At 73.4% G+C, this 15,024-nt stretch carries 12 protein-coding genes; 3 read left to right on the top strand and 9 right to left on the bottom strand.

Translation table 11 applies throughout. The features are described from left to right. Positions 1-53: 53 nt before the first annotated feature. Positions 54-1,271, bottom strand: a complete 1,218-nt coding sequence (locus tag SZN_RS19545; protein ID WP_007497679.1) for a saccharopine dehydrogenase family protein — start codon at positions 1,269-1,271, stop codon at positions 54-56. 150 nt (positions 1,272-1,421) lie between these two features. On the opposite strand from SZN_RS19545, the gene SZN_RS19550 reads away from it, so the two are divergent. Together SZN_RS19550 and SZN_RS19555 are read left to right on the top strand one after the other, a co-directional pair. Continuing rightward, positions 1,422-2,120, top strand: coding sequence for a TetR/AcrR family transcriptional regulator (locus SZN_RS19550; protein WP_007497680.1), 699 nt, complete (start codon positions 1,422-1,424; stop codon positions 2,118-2,120). Positions 2,121-2,298: 178 nt separating this feature from the next. Continuing rightward, the gene (locus tag SZN_RS19555) at positions 2,299-3,603 is read left to right on the top strand and encodes an MFS transporter (RefSeq protein ID WP_007497683.1); all 1,305 of its coding nucleotides are present in this window, start codon (positions 2,299-2,301) and stop codon (positions 3,601-3,603) included. Between the two features lie 3 nt (positions 3,604-3,606). On the opposite strand, the gene SZN_RS19560 is transcribed toward SZN_RS19555, so the two are convergent. The 4 genes from SZN_RS19560 to SZN_RS19575 form a co-directional block, all read right to left on the bottom strand. Further along, the gene (locus tag SZN_RS19560) at positions 3,607-4,062 is read right to left on the bottom strand and encodes a cyclic nucleotide-binding domain-containing protein (protein WP_007497685.1); all 456 of its coding nucleotides are present in this window, start codon (positions 4,060-4,062) and stop codon (positions 3,607-3,609) included. Between the two features lie 289 nt (positions 4,063-4,351). Then, positions 4,352-4,573 carry a hypothetical protein gene (locus SZN_RS19565; protein WP_007497687.1) on the bottom strand — a complete coding sequence of 74 codons (222 nt, stop codon included), beginning with the start codon at positions 4,571-4,573 and terminating at the stop codon, positions 4,352-4,354. 9 nt (positions 4,574-4,582) lie between these two features. Beyond that, positions 4,583-6,853: an FUSC family protein gene (locus tag SZN_RS19570; protein ID WP_078508745.1), complete on the bottom strand. Its 2,271-nt coding sequence runs from the start codon at positions 6,851-6,853 to the stop codon at positions 4,583-4,585. A 64-nt stretch (positions 6,854-6,917) separates the two neighbouring features. Continuing rightward, positions 6,918-8,297: an NAD(P)/FAD-dependent oxidoreductase gene (locus SZN_RS19575; protein WP_043731812.1), complete on the bottom strand. Its 1,380-nt coding sequence runs from the start codon at positions 8,295-8,297 to the stop codon at positions 6,918-6,920. Positions 8,298-8,495: 198 nt separating this feature from the next. Between SZN_RS19575 and SZN_RS41480 the strand changes: the two genes are divergently transcribed. After that, complete coding sequence (locus SZN_RS41480; RefSeq protein ID WP_007497693.1) at positions 8,496-8,669, top strand: hypothetical protein; 174 nt, start codon at positions 8,496-8,498, stop codon at positions 8,667-8,669. Positions 8,670-8,722: 53 nt separating this feature from the next. On the opposite strand, the gene SZN_RS19585 is transcribed toward SZN_RS41480, so the two are convergent. From SZN_RS19585 to SZN_RS19600, 4 genes are all read right to left on the bottom strand, one after another. Continuing rightward, the gene (locus SZN_RS19585) at positions 8,723-10,630 is read right to left on the bottom strand and encodes an AMP-dependent synthetase/ligase (RefSeq protein WP_007497696.1); all 1,908 of its coding nucleotides are present in this window, start codon (positions 10,628-10,630) and stop codon (positions 8,723-8,725) included. A 174-nt stretch (positions 10,631-10,804) separates the two neighbouring features. Then, entirely contained in the window at positions 10,805-13,018 is a 2,214-nt protein-coding gene (glgB, locus tag SZN_RS19590) for a 1,4-alpha-glucan branching enzyme (RefSeq protein WP_007497699.1), read from the bottom strand. 4 nt (positions 13,019-13,022) lie between these two features. Further along, positions 13,023-14,384, bottom strand: coding sequence for a maltokinase N-terminal cap-like domain-containing protein (locus SZN_RS19595; RefSeq protein ID WP_043731818.1), 1,362 nt, complete (start codon positions 14,382-14,384; stop codon positions 13,023-13,025). A gap of 41 nt (positions 14,385-14,425) precedes the next feature. Next, positions 14,426-15,024: alpha-glucosidase C-terminal domain-containing protein (locus SZN_RS19600; RefSeq protein WP_007497704.1), on the bottom strand; the 599-nt coding region annotated here is incomplete at its 5' end.

Here is a 15,024-nt window from a genome sequence, read left to right on the forward strand (position 1 = left end):
TCGAGTCGCCTGTCGACACGCAAGTGAAACCCCGTCGGACACCGCCGGTCCGGTCACTGCCCGCGCATGCCCCACGGGGAGCCGTACTCCGTCAGCAGATCCAGGAAGGGGCGGGCCGGGAACGCCTCCGGGCCGAGCACGCCCGCGCCCGACCACGCGCCGCCCGCGAGGAGTTCGAGGGCGACGACCGGATTCACCGCGGTCTGCCAGACCACGGCCTGGGAGCCGTACTCGGCCATGGACCACTGGTTGTCGACCACGTGGTACAGGTACACCTCGCGCGGCTCGCCGTCCTTGACGCCCCGCACCCAGGTCCCCGCGCAGGTCTTGCCGCGCATCCGCCCGCCCAGCGTCGCCGGGTCCGGCAGGCACGCGGCCACCACGTCCCGGGGCGAGACGCCGACCGGTCCGCCGGGGCCCGGCACGGTCACCGGATCGGTGCGGTCGAGGCCCAGCAGGTGCAGGGTCTTCAGGGTCCGGATGAACTCCTCGCCCAGGCCGTACTTGAACGTCACGCGGCGCGCGTCCACCCAGCGCGGGACCAGCAGCACCTCCTCGTGCTCCACGTTCACGCACTCCACCGGGCCGATCCCCTCGGGGAAGTCGAACACCTCGGGCTCGCTGAAGGGTTCGGTGGTGAACCAGCCGCGGCCCTCCTCGTAGACCACCGGCGGGTTCAGGCACTCCTCGATCGTGGTCCAGATGCTGAAGGACGGGGCGAAGTCGTAGCCGTCCACGGTGAGGTTGGCGCCGTCGCGGACCCCGATCTCCTCGATCTCGTCGAAGAGTTCGTCCGCCGCGTACCGCGCGAACACGTCCGACAGGCCGGGTTCCACCCCCATGCCGACGAGGGCGAGGGCGCCCGCCTTCTCCCAGTCGGCCGCCTGCTCGAACTGGGCGTCGCCCAGCTTGACCCCGCACTCCTCGTACGGCCGCTCGGGATGCGGACGCGACAGTGACATCGCCATGTCGACATAGGTGGCCCCGGCCGCGCGGGCGGCCCGGAACAGCGGCATCACGAACCGCGGGTCGGTGGCGTTGAGCAGGACGTCGCACCCGTGGCGGGCGAGCAGGGCGGTCACGGCGGCCTCGTCGCCCGCGTCGACGCGGCCGGCCGTGAAGCGGGCGTCGCCGCCGAGCGCCGCGACGGCCGCCTCGGCGCGGGCCGGGTCGTAGTCGGCGACGACCATCGCCTCGAAGAACGGGCGCCGGGCGGCGATCCGGGTGATGGCGGTACCCACACCGCCGGCTCCCACGAGCAGAACACGCATGACAAGACTCCCTCGGCTGAAGGTCTACGACGTGACGGGGCCCCGGCCGCGATACAACGCCGCCGCCCGGGTTAAGGTCAATGGCGTTGGCATAAGGCGGACCGCGCCCCGCGGCCCCGGCGCGCGGGGTCCGGCAGGACGGAGAGCATCGTGCCCAAAGCGGTCGTCCCGGAGGGGAAGCGGCGCCGACGGCGTCCCACGAAGGGCGGCACCGTGCTCTCCGAGCGGCTGATCGTCGAGACGGCGCTGCGCATGCTGCGCGAGCACGGCAGCGCCGGTCTCACGGCCCGCCGCCTGGGCCTGGCCCTGGACGCCGACCCCAGTACGCTCTACCGCTACTTCCGCGGGATGGACGAGCTGACCCTCGCCATCGGCGACGCCCTGATCGGCCAGGCCCTCGGCGGCTGGGAGCCCACCGGCCACTGGCGGGCGGACCTGCGGGCGGTGGGACTGCGCCTGCACGCCGCCTACGTCGCCCATCCGCAGGCCGCCGTGCTGACGGCGAGCCGGGTCACCGGGCGTGCCAACGAACTCGCCGCCGACGAGGCCGTGCTGGACATCCTGCGCTCGGCGGGGTTCGCGCTGCCCGACACCGTGCGCATCTACCACGCCTTCATCGACCAGACGCTGGCCTTCGCCGCGCTCGACGCCGCCTCGCTGGCCCTGCCGAGCGCCGCGCTGGACGCCGACGAGGACATGTGGCGCTCCACGTACGCGCGCCTGCCCCGGGCGACCCACCCCCGGATCGCCGAGGCCGCGCCGCTGCTGGCGGCCCGGATGGTCGACAGCGCCTATCCGACGGCCCTGGAGATGCTGCTGGACAGCGCGGCGGCCCAGCTCGGCGGGTAGCGCCCCGCCGGCCGCGCGGCCCCTGGGCGGGTCCGGCCGGCCTGGTGGCCGTGACCATGACCGTCCCGGCGTGAACCTCCTCGCGGGCGCCTGACCGGGTCCGGGAGGCGGCTGCCGCCCGGACCGGACGCGGTGCCATAGTGAACCCCGGCCCACATGGATGTAACGAGCAACCAGGATGCCGGTGGACGCGAGCGAGAGCGGTACCGAGGAGCGGCGCACGCCCGCCGACGAGCCGGAGGCCGCCCGGCGCGGCCCGCGGCGCTGGACCATGGACACCCGGCCGCTGCGCCGCCCCGCCTACCGGCGGCTGTGGTCCTCCACCGTCGTCACGGCCGTCGGCAGCCAGCTCACCGCGGTCGCCGTCCCCAAGCAGGTCTACGACATCACCGGGTCCTCGGCCTGGGTCGGCGCCGCGAGCCTGGCCGGCCTCGTGCCGCTGGTGGTCTTCGCGCTGTGGGGCGGCGCCGTCGCGGACAGCATGGACCGCCGCAGGCTGCTGCTGATCACCAACAGCGGCATCGCGGCGACCTCGGTGCTGTTCTGGCTCCAGGCCGTCACGGGGCTGGAGTCGGTGCCGGTGCTGATGCTGCTGCTCGCCGTGCAGCAGGCGTTCTGGGGGCTGAACTCCCCGGCCCGCAGCGCCTCCATCGCCCGCCTGGTGCCGGCCGGGGAGTTGCCCGCGGCCAACGCCCTCGGCTCCACCGTCATGCAGACCGGCCAGGTCGTCGGCCCGCTGCTGGCCGGGGTGCTCATACCCGTCGTCGGGCTGGCCGAGCTGTATCTGCTCGACGCGCTGGCCCTGTGCGTCACCGTGTGGGCGGTCCACCGGCTGCCCCCGCTGCCCCCGCTCGGCGGGCCCGCCCGGCGCCGCGCGGGCCTGCGGGAGATCGCGGAGGGCTTCCGCTACATCGCCCGGCACAAGGTGCTGCTGCTGTCCTTCCTCGCCGACATCGTCGCGATGGTCCTCGGCATGCCCCGCGCCCTGTTCCCGCAACTGGCCGGCGAGACCTACGGCTCCTACGGCGAGGGCCTCGCCCTCGGGCTGCTGTTCGCGGCGATCCCGGTCGGCGCCGTGGCGGGCGGACTGCTCTCCGGCACGTTCTCCCGGGCCCGCCGGCACGGCTGGATGGTGATCGGCGCGGTCGTCGCCTGGGGCGCGGCCATCGCCGGGTTCGGCCTGAGCCGCAGCCTGTGGCTCGCCGTGGTCCTCCTGGCGCTCGCCGGGGTCGCGGACATGGTCTCGATGGTCTTCCGCGGCGCGATCCTGCTCTCCGCCGCCAGTGACGAGATGCGCGGCCGGATGCAGGGCGTGTTCACCGTGGTCGTGGCCGGCGGACCGCGCCTGGCCGACGTGCTGCACGGCACGGCCGGCTCGGCCTTCGGGGCACGCGCGGCCACCACGGGCGGGGGGCTGCTCGTCGTCGTGGTGATGCTGGCCCTGGCCGCCGCGCTGCCCGCCCTGCGCCGCTACCGCGTCTGACGCTCAGAGCACACCGCGCCTGCGCGTGCCGTACTGCTCCATGAGCTTGCCCCGGGTCATCTCCAGCCGGTGCGCGAGGATCTCGGCGACGTGCCGCACCAGCGTCATCCCGAGGGCGGGGTCCCGCTCGCACAGCCGCAGCACCGCCGCCGCCTCGAACTCGTAGGCGCGCACCGGGCTGAACGCCTCGGCGCCGAAGTCCCACCGGTACGGCGGGAACAGCCACGACCAGCCCAGCAGGTCGCCCGCGCCGAGGGCGGCGACCGTGACCCGTTGCAGGGAGGTCACGCGCTGGTCGAGGGAGACGGCGCCCGAGCGGATCACCCAGAAGCGGTCGGCCGTGCCGCCCGCCTCGAAGATGCGGGTGTCCTCCGGGAAGGAGACCTCCCGGGCCAGCGCCATCAGGCTCTCGCGCTGGGGCGGCGGAAGGGCGGTCAGCAGCTTGATCGCTTTGGTCATGACACGGGGCTCCTCACCGAGGGCTGAGGTTCCGGTGCTTCCCTGCGTCCATTTCAGCGGCTGCGGCCCCGCCGGGCACCTCGGCGGGCGCGGTTTTCGGCCGCGACCGGACGCGGACGTGAAGAAGCCCTGGCTGGACGGGGGAGACCAGCCAGGGCCGTCAGCGGTGGTCGACGGGGGACGGCTGCCGTCCACCCCGTGACCACGTGTGTATGAACCGTAAACCACTTTGCGCCGTGACGGGCACCCGGGAGCGGGGTAAGTGACCGGTTTCACTCCGTCCGGGGTTTCAGACCGGATCGGGACGCCGTCCCGGGGTCAGTATCTCGTCCAGCACCCGGATCACCGTCTCGAAGGCCAGGGTCCGCACGGCGGCGTCCCGCGCCGCCTCGGGATCAGTCGACCGCAGCGTCTCGCTCCGCCCTCGCCATGTCCGCTCCTCCTCCCGGGCGCACGCCCGCGCGCGCCGCATCCGCCGCAACAGTTCGTCCGAGTCCACGACATCCGTCATACCCTTCGCCTACCCGGCAATCGGCCCGGCGTGCGGCCGGTCCGCGGGCTCCGCCACCGGAACCCCCAGCGGGCGGGCCAGCCCGGCCACCGCCTCGTCCAGGCGCTGCAGATGCCGCAGCACACGGTCGGTCACCCGGCCGTAGCGCGGTGTCCCGGAGCCGGGCGGCCCGAGCAGGGAGGCGATGCTCGGGCCCGTCTCGACCCGGGCCCCCGAGGGCGCGCCGGTGACGTGCGCGGCGATCGTCTCCAGGTTGTGGGCGATGCGCCCGGCGGCCCGTTTCAGCCGGGGGTCCGCGGCGATGGAGGGGTGCGTGGGCAGCAGCTCGGCCGTCGCCGCCAGGGAGCGCGCGTGATAGGCGCAGGTCTCCAGCAGGGCGACCACGTAGCGGGCGGTCTCCCGGCGCGCCCGCAGGGGCGTGACCGGATGGGTCAGCGGCTGCGTCGCGGCCCGCAGGTCGGCCAGCGCCTGGTCCAGGCCGCGCGCCCCGTCCAGCAGCTCGACCGGCGGACCGCCGCTGAGCTGGTCCACGGCGCTGCGGGTGACGTCCCCGAGCCGCTCCAGCACGGTGGCCAGGAGGTCGTTCGTACGGCGGTCCGTGTGCACCGGCAGCACGAAGGCCGCCGCGATCACGCCGCAGGCCGCCCCGAGCGCCGTCTCGCCGACGCGCAGCACGAGCACGGACATGCTGTACGTGTGCAGCAGCGTGTAGAGCAGACCGAGCGCGGCGGTGACGAAGAACGACATCAGCGTGTACGACAGCGGCGCCGTGTAGAACATCGCGAAGACGAACAGCAGCACCAGTGCGAACGCCGTCCAGGTGTGCTGCCCGACGGCGCCGGCCAGCACGATGCCGGCCAGCACGCCGAGCACGGTGCCCAGCAGCCTGCGGTAGCCCTTGACCAGGATCTCGCCCGTGGAGGCGGTGTTCAGGAAGACGATCCAGCAGGTCAGCACCGCCCAGTACCAGCGGTCGCGGGAGAGCAGCTCGCCGCCGACCATGGCCAGCGTCGAGCCCACCGCCACCTGCACGGCCGCGCGCGTGGTGGGCCGCCGCAGCCCGGTCGGCTCCTCGGCGGGCTCGTCCTCCTCCGCGTCCAGGACGGCGTCCTCCGCGTCCAGCTCCTCGCGCGAGCGCGCGGTGGCGGGGGAGTCGTCCGACTCGTCCCCGGCGCCGCCGAGCGCGATCCGCAGCCCCAGCACGGCGCGGGCGCTCTCGCCGACGGCCCGGAAGACGTCCTGCACGGCCGGTGCGGCGTCGGGCAGGTTCTCCTCGTCGCGGTAGCCGAGCAGCCGGTTGCGCAGATGCGCCACCGAGGTCCCGGTGGCCTGGGCGACCGGGCGCAGCACCAGCAGGCGCAGCGCGTCGAGGTCGCGGCGCAGGGCGGCGGTCGCGTCGTCGCGCACCGGCTGCCGGCCGCCCGAGGGGACGGGGGCGCCCGGCAGATGCAGGGCCAGGGTGTCGACGCGCTCGGCCCCGCGGGCCCGCAGCAGTGACAGCCCGAGGCGCTCGGCGGCGATCTCGGCGTCCGCGACCCGCCGCTGCACGAGCCGCGCCGCCGCGTCGTCGGCGGTGCCCTCGGCCAGCCGCGCCTGGATGAGCAGGGCCGTCTCGTGCAGCCGCGCGGTGCCCTCGCGCACCTGCTCCAGGGCCCGGTCGGCCTCCTCGGGACCGGCGTCGACCAGGTCGAGCTGCGCGGACAGCAGTTGCGCGAGACGGGCCCGGAAGGCGCCGCGCAGCCGTTCGAGCACCCCGGTGGGCGTCTCCGGCACGAGGACGAACCGCATCAGCGCGCTGCACCCGAAGGCGAGGGCCAGCACCCGGAACAGCTCGGGCAGATCGGCGACGGTGGCGCCGACGAACAGCGACACGAAGTAGATCTGGAAGGCGATGAGCCCGAGCGCGGTCCCCCGCTCGCCGAACCTGCGGCCGTAGACGGCGAAGAAGATCAGCGCGAGGAAGAACAGGTCGCCGACGAGGACGAAGCGGTGCAGCACCGCCGCCAGCGTCATCGACGCCAGCGCCACCGGGAGCCCGAGGGCGAGCGTGAGCGCCTGCTGTGCGCGCCCCTTCTCGCGGACGGCGAACGTCGAGACCATCGCGGCCAGGGCGCCCGCGACGAGCTGGCGCACCCCGGTGTCCAGCAGGGCGAGCACGGCGACCGTGAGCGCGATGGCGCCCGCGGTGCGCAGACCGGCGGCCAGCCGCAGCAGACCGGGGTCCGACGCGGCCACGCGATCGCGCAGCCGTGCCCGGACCGGCCGTCCCGCTCGTCTCACGCCGCCGTGCTCTCTCCCGCTGTCCGCGCGCGGACCACCGGCCGGGTCCGGCCGGCGTGCCCGCTCAATCGGACGTCTTCCCGTCCGCCCCGGAGACCTGCTCCTTGAGCTGCTCGGGCGTCAGGTACGCGTGGATGAACTCGAAGTCCTTGAGCTTGGCGGGACGCCGGGCCTGGAACCCGGTGCGGACGAAGTCGTCGCCGGCGAGGGCGTTGAGCAGCCAGTTCGTCGCGACGCGGGCCTTGGCGACGTTGGTGCGCAGCGCCGACCAGTGGTAGCCGCGGGCGACGAGCACCGCGGGCGGGCCCTTCAGCTCGACGCCGAGGGGCTTGGAGACGGCGTCGAAGCCGCCGAGGTCGACGACGAGGCCGAGGTCCTTGTGGACGTAGCGCCGCAGCGGCCTGCCGCGCAGCGAGGCGATGACGTTGTCGGCGACGACCTTGCCCTGCCGCATCGCGTGCTGGGCGGTCGGCGGGCAGACGGCGCCCTCCTCGTCCTTGGCCACGTCGGGCACCGCCGCGGCGTCGCCGAGGGCGAACACCCCGTCGTGGCCGGGCAGGCTCATCTCGGCGGTGACCGCGAGCCGGCCGCGCACCGTCTCGGCGCCCAGAGTGCCGATCAGCGGGCTGGCGGCGACCCCGGCGGTCCAGATCAGGGTGTGGGTGGGCACCACCCGGCCGTCGGTGAAGGTGACCTCGTCGGGGCCGGCCTTGGCGATGGACACCCCGAGCGAGATCTCCACCCCGCGCCTGCGCAGGATCTCCTGGGCGTCGCGGCCCAGCTTCTCGCCGAGTTCGGGCATCAGGCGGGGCGCGATGTCGATGAGATGCCACTTGATCAGCCGCGGGTCGAGCCGCGGGTACCGCTTGACCGCGTTGTGGGTGAGCATCTGCAGGCAGGCGGCCGTCTCGGTGCCCGCGTAACCGCCGCCGACCACCACGAACTGCAGCCGCGCGGCCCGCTCGGCGGGGTCCTGGCTGGCGTCGGCGAGGTCGAGCTGGGAGATGACGTGGTCGCGCAGGTACGCCCCCTCGGCCAGCGTCTTCATGCCGTACGCGTGGTCGGTCAGCCCGGGGATGTCGAAGGTCCGCGTGACGCTCCCGGGGGCCAGCACGATGTGGTCGTACGGCTCGTTGACGACGCGGTCGGTGATGGTGCGCACCACGCACACCTTGGCGGCGAGGTCCACGCCGATGGCGCCGCCCGGGATGATCCGGGTGCGGTACCTGCGGCTGCGGCGCAGGGACAGCGCGATCGACTGGGGGGTCAGGACGCCGGAGGCGACCTGTGGCAGCAGGGGCAGGTACAGCTGGTAGGAGGACGGCGTCACCAGGGTGATCTCGGCCTCGTCGGGGGCGAGTTCGCGTTCGAGCCGGCGCACGCATCCGACTCCTGCGAAGCCTGCGCCAACCACCAGGATCCTGGGTCGTGTCACGGCGATCATCCCTTCTGCGGCTCCAGGCGGTCTGCCTCGACGACGTTCGCCTGCCCAGGCCGCCGCCTCGCACGCATTGATCCCACCGCGCCACCGGTCGTCCCGCCAGCCGGGTGCGGCAGGCAGCTGAACCCGTCGGCACCACAGTGCCCCGGCGGGGGCCGCCTCACCTGGACCGGCAGCTCACCGCGCGAGGACGGCTTCCTGGTGGAACTGCGCAGGAAGGACGGCGACCGCTACGACCCGGTCGCCGTCGTCGGCCCGGACAACGAGTCCACCGACTTCGCCCCGCTGCCCGGGGAGCGCGGCGCCGCCTCCCGCGTCCGCGCCTTCGTGCACGGCGAGCGCTCGAACACCGTACGGCTGCGGACGGGCGGGTAGGCGGGGCGCCCGGCCGGCCGCCCGCCGTGCCCCGCCCGAGGCGCCCGCACCCCTCAGCCGAAGACGTTGTCGGTGTCGTCCCAGTGCGCCTGCTCGTCCGGGAGACCGTCCCGGGGCCCGCGCGAGCGCGCCTGGTACATGGCCTCGATCTGGGCCGCGTAGTGCTGCACGATCGCGTCCCGGCGCAGCTTCATCGACGGCGTCAGCAGCCCCCGGGCGACGTCGAACGGATCCGGCAGCACCCGGAACACCCGGATGGACTCCGCTCGTGAGACCGCGCTGTTGGCGGCGGCCACCGCACGGGCGATCTCCTCGCGCAGCGCGTTCTCCTCGCGCGCCTCCCGCATCCGCGTGTCGCTGCGCACCGCCAGGGACTCCCGCCAGAACGCCAGGAAGTCGGGGTCCAGGGTGATCAGCGCGCCGATGCAGGGCTGGTTGTCCCCGACGACCACCGCCTGGTGCACCAGCGGATGCTGCCGCAGCCGCTGCTCCAGCAGGGCGGGCGAGACGCTCTTGCCGCTGCTCGTGATGATGACGTCCTTCTTGCGGCCCGTGATCGTGAGATAGCCGTCGGAGTCCAGCCGCCCCAGGTCGCCCGTCGCCAGCCAGCCGCCGTACAGCGCGGCCCGGGTGGCGGCGTCGTCGTTGACGTAGCCCTGGAACACCGACGGCCCGCGCACCAGGATCTCCCCGTCGTCGGCCACCCGGATGTCCGTGCCCGGCAGCGCCTTGCCCACCGTCCCCGACATCTCCTGGCCCGGCGGCTGCGCGGTGACCCCGCCGCTGGTCTCGGTCAGCCCGTAGCCGTCGTTGACGTAGATGCCGATGCCCTCGAAGAACAGCGACAGTTCGCGGTTGAGGGGCGAACCGCCCGACGTCGCCCGGCACACCCGGCCGCCCAGCGACGCCCGCAGCTTGCGGTACACCGTCCGCTCGTACAGGGCGTGCTGGAGCCGCAGGTCGAAGCCGGGGCCCGCGCCGCCGCCGAGGCGCTGGCGCTCCAGGGCCGCCGCGAAGTCGCGCGCGGTGTCGGCCGCCCGCTCGAACAGCGCGCCCCGGCCCGCCTGCCTGGCCGCGCGCAGGAAGTTCTTGTAGATCTTCTCGAAGATCGACGGCACGGCGCAGAAGTAGGTGGGCCTGAAGGTGCGCAGCGCCGTGGCCAGCGCCGCCTCGCTGAGGTCCGGCTCATGGCCCATCACCATCCCGCCGCGGATGCACAGCCCCTGCACCAGAAGCCCGTACACATGGGAGAAGGGCAGGAACGCGAGGACCGAGCCCTGCCGCTCGCCGGGCGGGACGACCGTGTGGCCCCAGCCCGCGAGCAGGGTGTCGCACGGGTGCGCGATGCCCTGGTGGCTCAGCGCGCAGCCCAGCGGGCGTCCGGTGGTGCCCGAGGTGTACATGAGCGCGGCGGTGGAGTCCGGCAGCACGATCCGGCGCAGCGACTCGACCGTGGTGAACGGGACGAACTCGCCCTGCTCGACCAGTTGCCGGAGTCCGCCCGCGTCCAACTGCCAGACGTGGCGCAGCTTCGGCAGCGATCCGCAGACCGAGCCGACGGTCATGATCGCCTGCTCGTCCTCGACGACCACGGCCACGCACTCCGCGTCCCGCAGGATGTACTCGACCTGGTCGCGCGAGGACGTCGGATAGATGGGCACCACCTCGGCGCCCACCGCCCACAGGGCGTAGCTGAGCACCGTCCACTCGTAGCGGGTGCGCGCCATGATGGCGACCCGGTGACCCGGCGAGATGCCGCAGGCGATCATCCCCTTGGCCAGATCGGTCACCTGGTCGCACAGTTCCACCGCGGTCACCTCCTCCCAGGCGGTGGAGGCGGGGTCGGGGCGGCGCGCGATCAACGGACGTGTGGGGTCGGCGGCGGCCGTTTCGAAAAGGCTGTCGGCGAGCCCTCCGGTCAGCGGCTTGACGGAAGGGGGAGCGAGGCCGAGGTCGCGCATGCGCTGCTCCTGAGGTGTACCGGGTGTGACTCCACCGACGAGTTCCGTTATCGGCGTCGCCCGAATCTAGCCCAGTGGAGAGCGCGTGGTGCCCTGATCTGACAATTGACGTCGTTCGGTGATCTCGGCCGCGCCCGGACCCCGCAAGGGGCCCGGGGCCGGACCGCGATCAGGTCAGAGACCCGGGGTCAGCCAGACCGTCGCCAGCGGGGGCAGCGTCAGCCGCAGCCGCCCGTCCTGCGGCTTCAGCGCCTCGGGGTTGCGGACGTCCCCGCCGCCGTAGCGCGCGGCGTCGGTGTTGAGCGTCTCCCGCCAGGCCGTGACATGCTCCGGCACCCAGATCCGGTAGTCGTGGCGGACCACGGGCGAGAAGTTGGACACCGACAGCAGCGGCCCGCCCTCGCGGTCGTAGCGCAGGAACGCGAACACGTTGTCGTCGGCGGCGTCGCCCAGCGACCACTGGAACCCGCCCGGATCGGTGTCGCGCTGCCACAGCGCCGGCGTGAGGCGGTAGGCCGTGTTGAGATCGCGCACCAGGTCCCGCACCCCGCGGTGATCACCCGCGTTGGCGTACCCGTCGTCCATCAGCCACCACTCCGGGCCCTCTTCGTGGGACCACTCGGCGCCCTGCGCGAACTCCTGTCCCATGAAGAGCAGTTGCTTGCCGGGGTGGGCCCACATGAAGCCGAGGTAGGCGCGGTGCCCGGCGCGGCGCTGCCACCAGTCGCCCGGCATCTTGGACACCAGGGCCCGCTTGCCGTGCACGACCTCGTCGTGGGAGATGGGCAGGACGTAGTTCTCGCTGTAGGCGTACACCATCGAGAACGTCATCTCGTCGTGGTGGTACTTGCGGTGCACCGGCTCCTTCGCGATGTACTCCAGCGAGTCGTGCATCCAGCCCATGTTCCACTTCAGACCGAACCCGAGGCCGCCGCCCTCGGTCGGCCGGCTCACCCCGCTCCACGCGGTCGACTCCTCCGCGATCGTGACCACCCCCGGACTGCGCCGGTACACGGTCGCGTTCATCTCCTGGAGGAACGCCACCGCGTCCAGGTCCTCCCGCCCGCCGAACGCGTTCGGCGCCCACTGCCCGTCCTCGCGCGAGTAGTCGAGGTAGAGCATGGAGGCCACGGCGTCCACCCGCAGCCCGTCGATGTGGAACTCCTCGCACCAGTACGCCGCGTTCGCGACCAGGAAGTTGCGCACCTCGGTGCGGCCGAAGTCGAACTCGTACGTGCCCCAGTCCGGGTGCTCCGCCCGGCGCGGGTCCCCGGGCTCGTACAGCGGCTCCCCGTCGAAGCGGGCCAGCGCCCAGTCGTCCTTCGGGAAGTGCGCCGGCACCCAGTCCATGATCACACCGATGCCGGCCCGGTGCAGGGCGTCGATCAGGAACTTCAGGTCGTCGGGGGAGCCGAGCCGGGACGCGGGCGCGTAGAAGCCGGTGACCTGGTACCCCCAGGAACCCGCGAACGGGTGCTGCGCGACCGGCATGAACTCGACGTGCGTGAAGCCGAGTTCACCGACATAGGCGGGGAGCTGGTCCGCCAGCTGACGATATGTCAGCCCCGGCCTCCAGGACGGCAGATGGACTTCGTACACCGAGAACGGCGCCTCGTGCACCGGGACATCGCCCCGGTGTGCCATCCACCGCTCGTCGCCCCACTCGTGGCGCGAGGTGTGCACGATCGACGCCGTGTCCGGCGGCACCTCCGACCGGCGCGCCATCGGGTCCGCCTTCAGGAAGCGCTCACCGTGGCGGGAGGTGATCTCGAACTTGTACCGGGTGCCCTCGCCGATGTCCGGCAGGAACAGCTCCCACACCCCGGACGCCCCGAGCGAGCGCATCGGGAACGCCGTACCGTCCCAGCAGCAGAAGTCCCCGGCCACCCGCACGCCGCGGGCGTTCGGCGCCCACACCGTGAACCGGGTGCCCGGCACGCCCTCGTGGGTCATCGGCCGGGCGCCGAGCGCCTGCCACAGCTCCTCGTGCCGGCCCTCCCGGATCAGGTGCAGGTCCAGTTCGCCGAGCGCGGGCAGGAAGCGGTACGGGTCGTGGACCTCGCGCGCGTCGGACCCGTCCTCCTCGTACGCCACGAGCAGCGTGTACGCGGGGACCGCGGCCGCCGGCAGGACCGCGGAGAACAGCCCGCCGCCCTCCGAGACCAGCGCCGTGGGCTCGCCGCCGACGACCACGCTCACCGCACGCGCGAAGGGGCGCAGCACCCGGACGGCGACACCGCCCGGGACCGGATGCGCCCCGAGCAGGGCGTGCGGATCGTGATGGGCCCCCGACAGCAGGCGGTCGCGTTCGGCCGGGTCCAGGGCGGGCGCGGCGGCGCACCGGACCGGTCCGGCGGACTCGGGGCGCGAGGTCTCGTGCAGGGCCATCGGGTCAGGCTCCTCTCACGGCGAGGCGTTCGATCGCCGCCATCGGTACGGGCAACCAGTCGGGTCGGTGCCGGGCCTCGTACAGGACCTCGTACACGGCGCGGTCGGTCTCGTAGGCACGCAGCAGTCCGTGCTTCTTGCGCGGGTCCCAGCCGGCGAGGGCCGCGTAGCCCGCGCAGTACGCCTCACGGCAGCGGCGCGCCCACTCCGGGCGCCAGGGCCGGCGCTGGCGGGCGGCGTAGTCGAAGGAGCGCAGCATCCCCGCGATGTCGCGCACCGGGGAGTGCGGGCCGCGCCGCTCGGCGAGCGGCCGGGACGGTTCGCCCTCGAAGTCGATGACGAACCACTCCCGCCCGGCCCGCAGCACCTGCCCGAGATGCAGATCGCCGTGGATGCGCTGGGCGGGCGGCCCGGGATCGCAGGCGGCGAGCGCGCCGAACGCGGTGCGCAGGCCCGGCACATGGGGCTGGAGGGCGGGCACGAAGTGGGCGGCCAGCTCCAGGCGTTCGGTCATGGCCGCGGCCATCAGGTCGTTCCCGCCGTGCTCCCGGGCCGGGAACGCCGACGCCAGCGCGAGGTGCACCTCCGCGGTCGCCCTCCCCAACTGACGTGCCTCGGCGGTGAAGTCGTCACCCGCGGCCAGCGCCTCCAGCGCCAGCGTCCAGCCGTCGGAGGCGTTGCGCAGGAACGGCTGGAGCACACCGAGGGTCGCCTCCCACGGATGCGTCGTACGGAACCAGGCCACCGGGGCCGGTACCCGGCCGCAGCCCTGACCGGCCAGCGCTCCCGACAGTTCGAGGTCGGGGTTGACGCCGGGCTGGATGCGCCGGAACAGCTTCAGGATGTAGCTGTCGCCGTACACCAGCGAGGAGTTGGACTGCTCGGCGTCCAGCACCCGCGGCACCAGACCGGCCGGGACCGCGGCCTCGGGGTCCGCCTCGAAGCGCAGCGGGCCCGCCGCCCCGGGACGGCGCAGCCGCTCCAGCAGCAACTGGGCCGAGCGCGGGTCCTGGAGTGCGTCGAAGACCGTCATGCCGGCCAGCGGCCCCTCCTCGGCACGTCCGATGAGCGCCCGCCCGAGCCGGGGCGAGGGGTGCTGCCGCACACCGAGCAGCAGTTGGTAGCAGTCCCCGGCCGGGGGCGCGCCGCCGGGGGAGGGCACCGCCGCATGTCCGGCGTGCACCAGCAGATGCAGACAGCCCGGGAAGACCTCCGTCATGGACAGCAGGACGAGGTCCGCGACGGGCCGGTCCTTGCCCGCGAACCAGCGCTGCCGCGGCAGCCAGTCGCGCAGCAGGCCGGAGAGCGACGCCATGGGACCGGCGTCGGCCGGGCGGCCGGGTCGGGGAGTTGCTGTCTTCTGCATGGTGACGCGTCCTTTCCTCGGCACACGCTCGAAGCTCACGCTCAAAGCCGTCGTCCGATGCGGGATGCGACTCGGGTGAGCCGGAACCAGTAGAAGCCGTGGCCCCCGAGGGTCAGCAGGTACGGCAGTTCGCCGATGGCGGGGAAGCGGACCCCGCCGAACAGCTCGACCGGATGACGGCCCGCGAACTCCCGCAGGTCCAGTTCGGTCGGCTGCGCGAACCGGGCGAAGTTGTGCACGCACAGCACCAGGTCGTCCTCGTACTCGCGCAGGAAGGCGAGGACGGCCGGATTGGAGGAGGACAGCTCGGTGTAGGAGCCGAGGCCGAAGGCGGGGTTCTGCTTGCGGATCTCGATCATGCGGCGGGTCCAGTGCAGCAGGGAGGACGGTGAGGACATCGACGCCTCGACGTTGGTCACCTGGTAGCCGTAGACCGGGTCCATGATGGTCGGCAGGGAGAGTCGGCCGGGGTCGCAGGTGGAGAAGCCCGCGTTGCGGTCCGGGGTCCACTGCATGGGTGTGCGTACGGCGTCGCGGTCGCCGAGCCAGATGTTGTCGCCCATGCCGATCTCGTCGCCGTAGTAGAGGATCGGCGAGCCGGGCAGCGACAGCAGCAGGGCGGTGAACAGCTCGATCGAGT

The sequence above is a fragment of the Streptomyces zinciresistens K42 genome, assembly GCF_000225525.1.
Lineage (GTDB): Bacteria > Actinomycetota > Actinomycetes > Streptomycetales > Streptomycetaceae > Streptomyces > Streptomyces zinciresistens.

Bases quoted from the DNA above. Each gene is read 5' to 3' on its own strand.
- SZN_RS19565 (WP_007497687.1), bottom strand. From the start codon at position 4,573: ATGACGGATGTCGTGGACTCGGACGAACTGTTGCGGCGGATGCGGCGC.
- glgB (WP_007497699.1), bottom strand. From the start codon at position 13,018: ATGGCCCTGCACGAGACCTCGCGCCCCGAGTCCGCCGGACCGGTCCGG.
- SZN_RS19575 (WP_043731812.1), bottom strand. From the start codon at position 8,297: ATGATCGCCGTGACACGACCCAGGATCCTGGTGGTTGGCGCAGGCTTC.
- SZN_RS19560 (WP_007497685.1), bottom strand. From the start codon at position 4,062: ATGACCAAAGCGATCAAGCTGCTGACCGCCCTTCCGCCGCCCCAGCGC.
- SZN_RS19555 (WP_007497683.1), top strand. From the start codon at position 2,299: ATGCCGGTGGACGCGAGCGAGAGCGGTACCGAGGAGCGGCGCACGCCC.
- SZN_RS19545 (WP_007497679.1), bottom strand. From the start codon at position 1,271: ATGCGTGTTCTGCTCGTGGGAGCCGGCGGTGTGGGTACCGCCATCACC.
- SZN_RS19585 (WP_007497696.1), bottom strand. From the start codon at position 10,630: ATGCGCGACCTCGGCCTCGCTCCCCCTTCCGTCAAGCCGCTGACCGGA.
- SZN_RS19595 (WP_043731818.1), bottom strand. From the start codon at position 14,384: ATGCAGAAGACAGCAACTCCCCGACCCGGCCGCCCGGCCGACGCCGGT.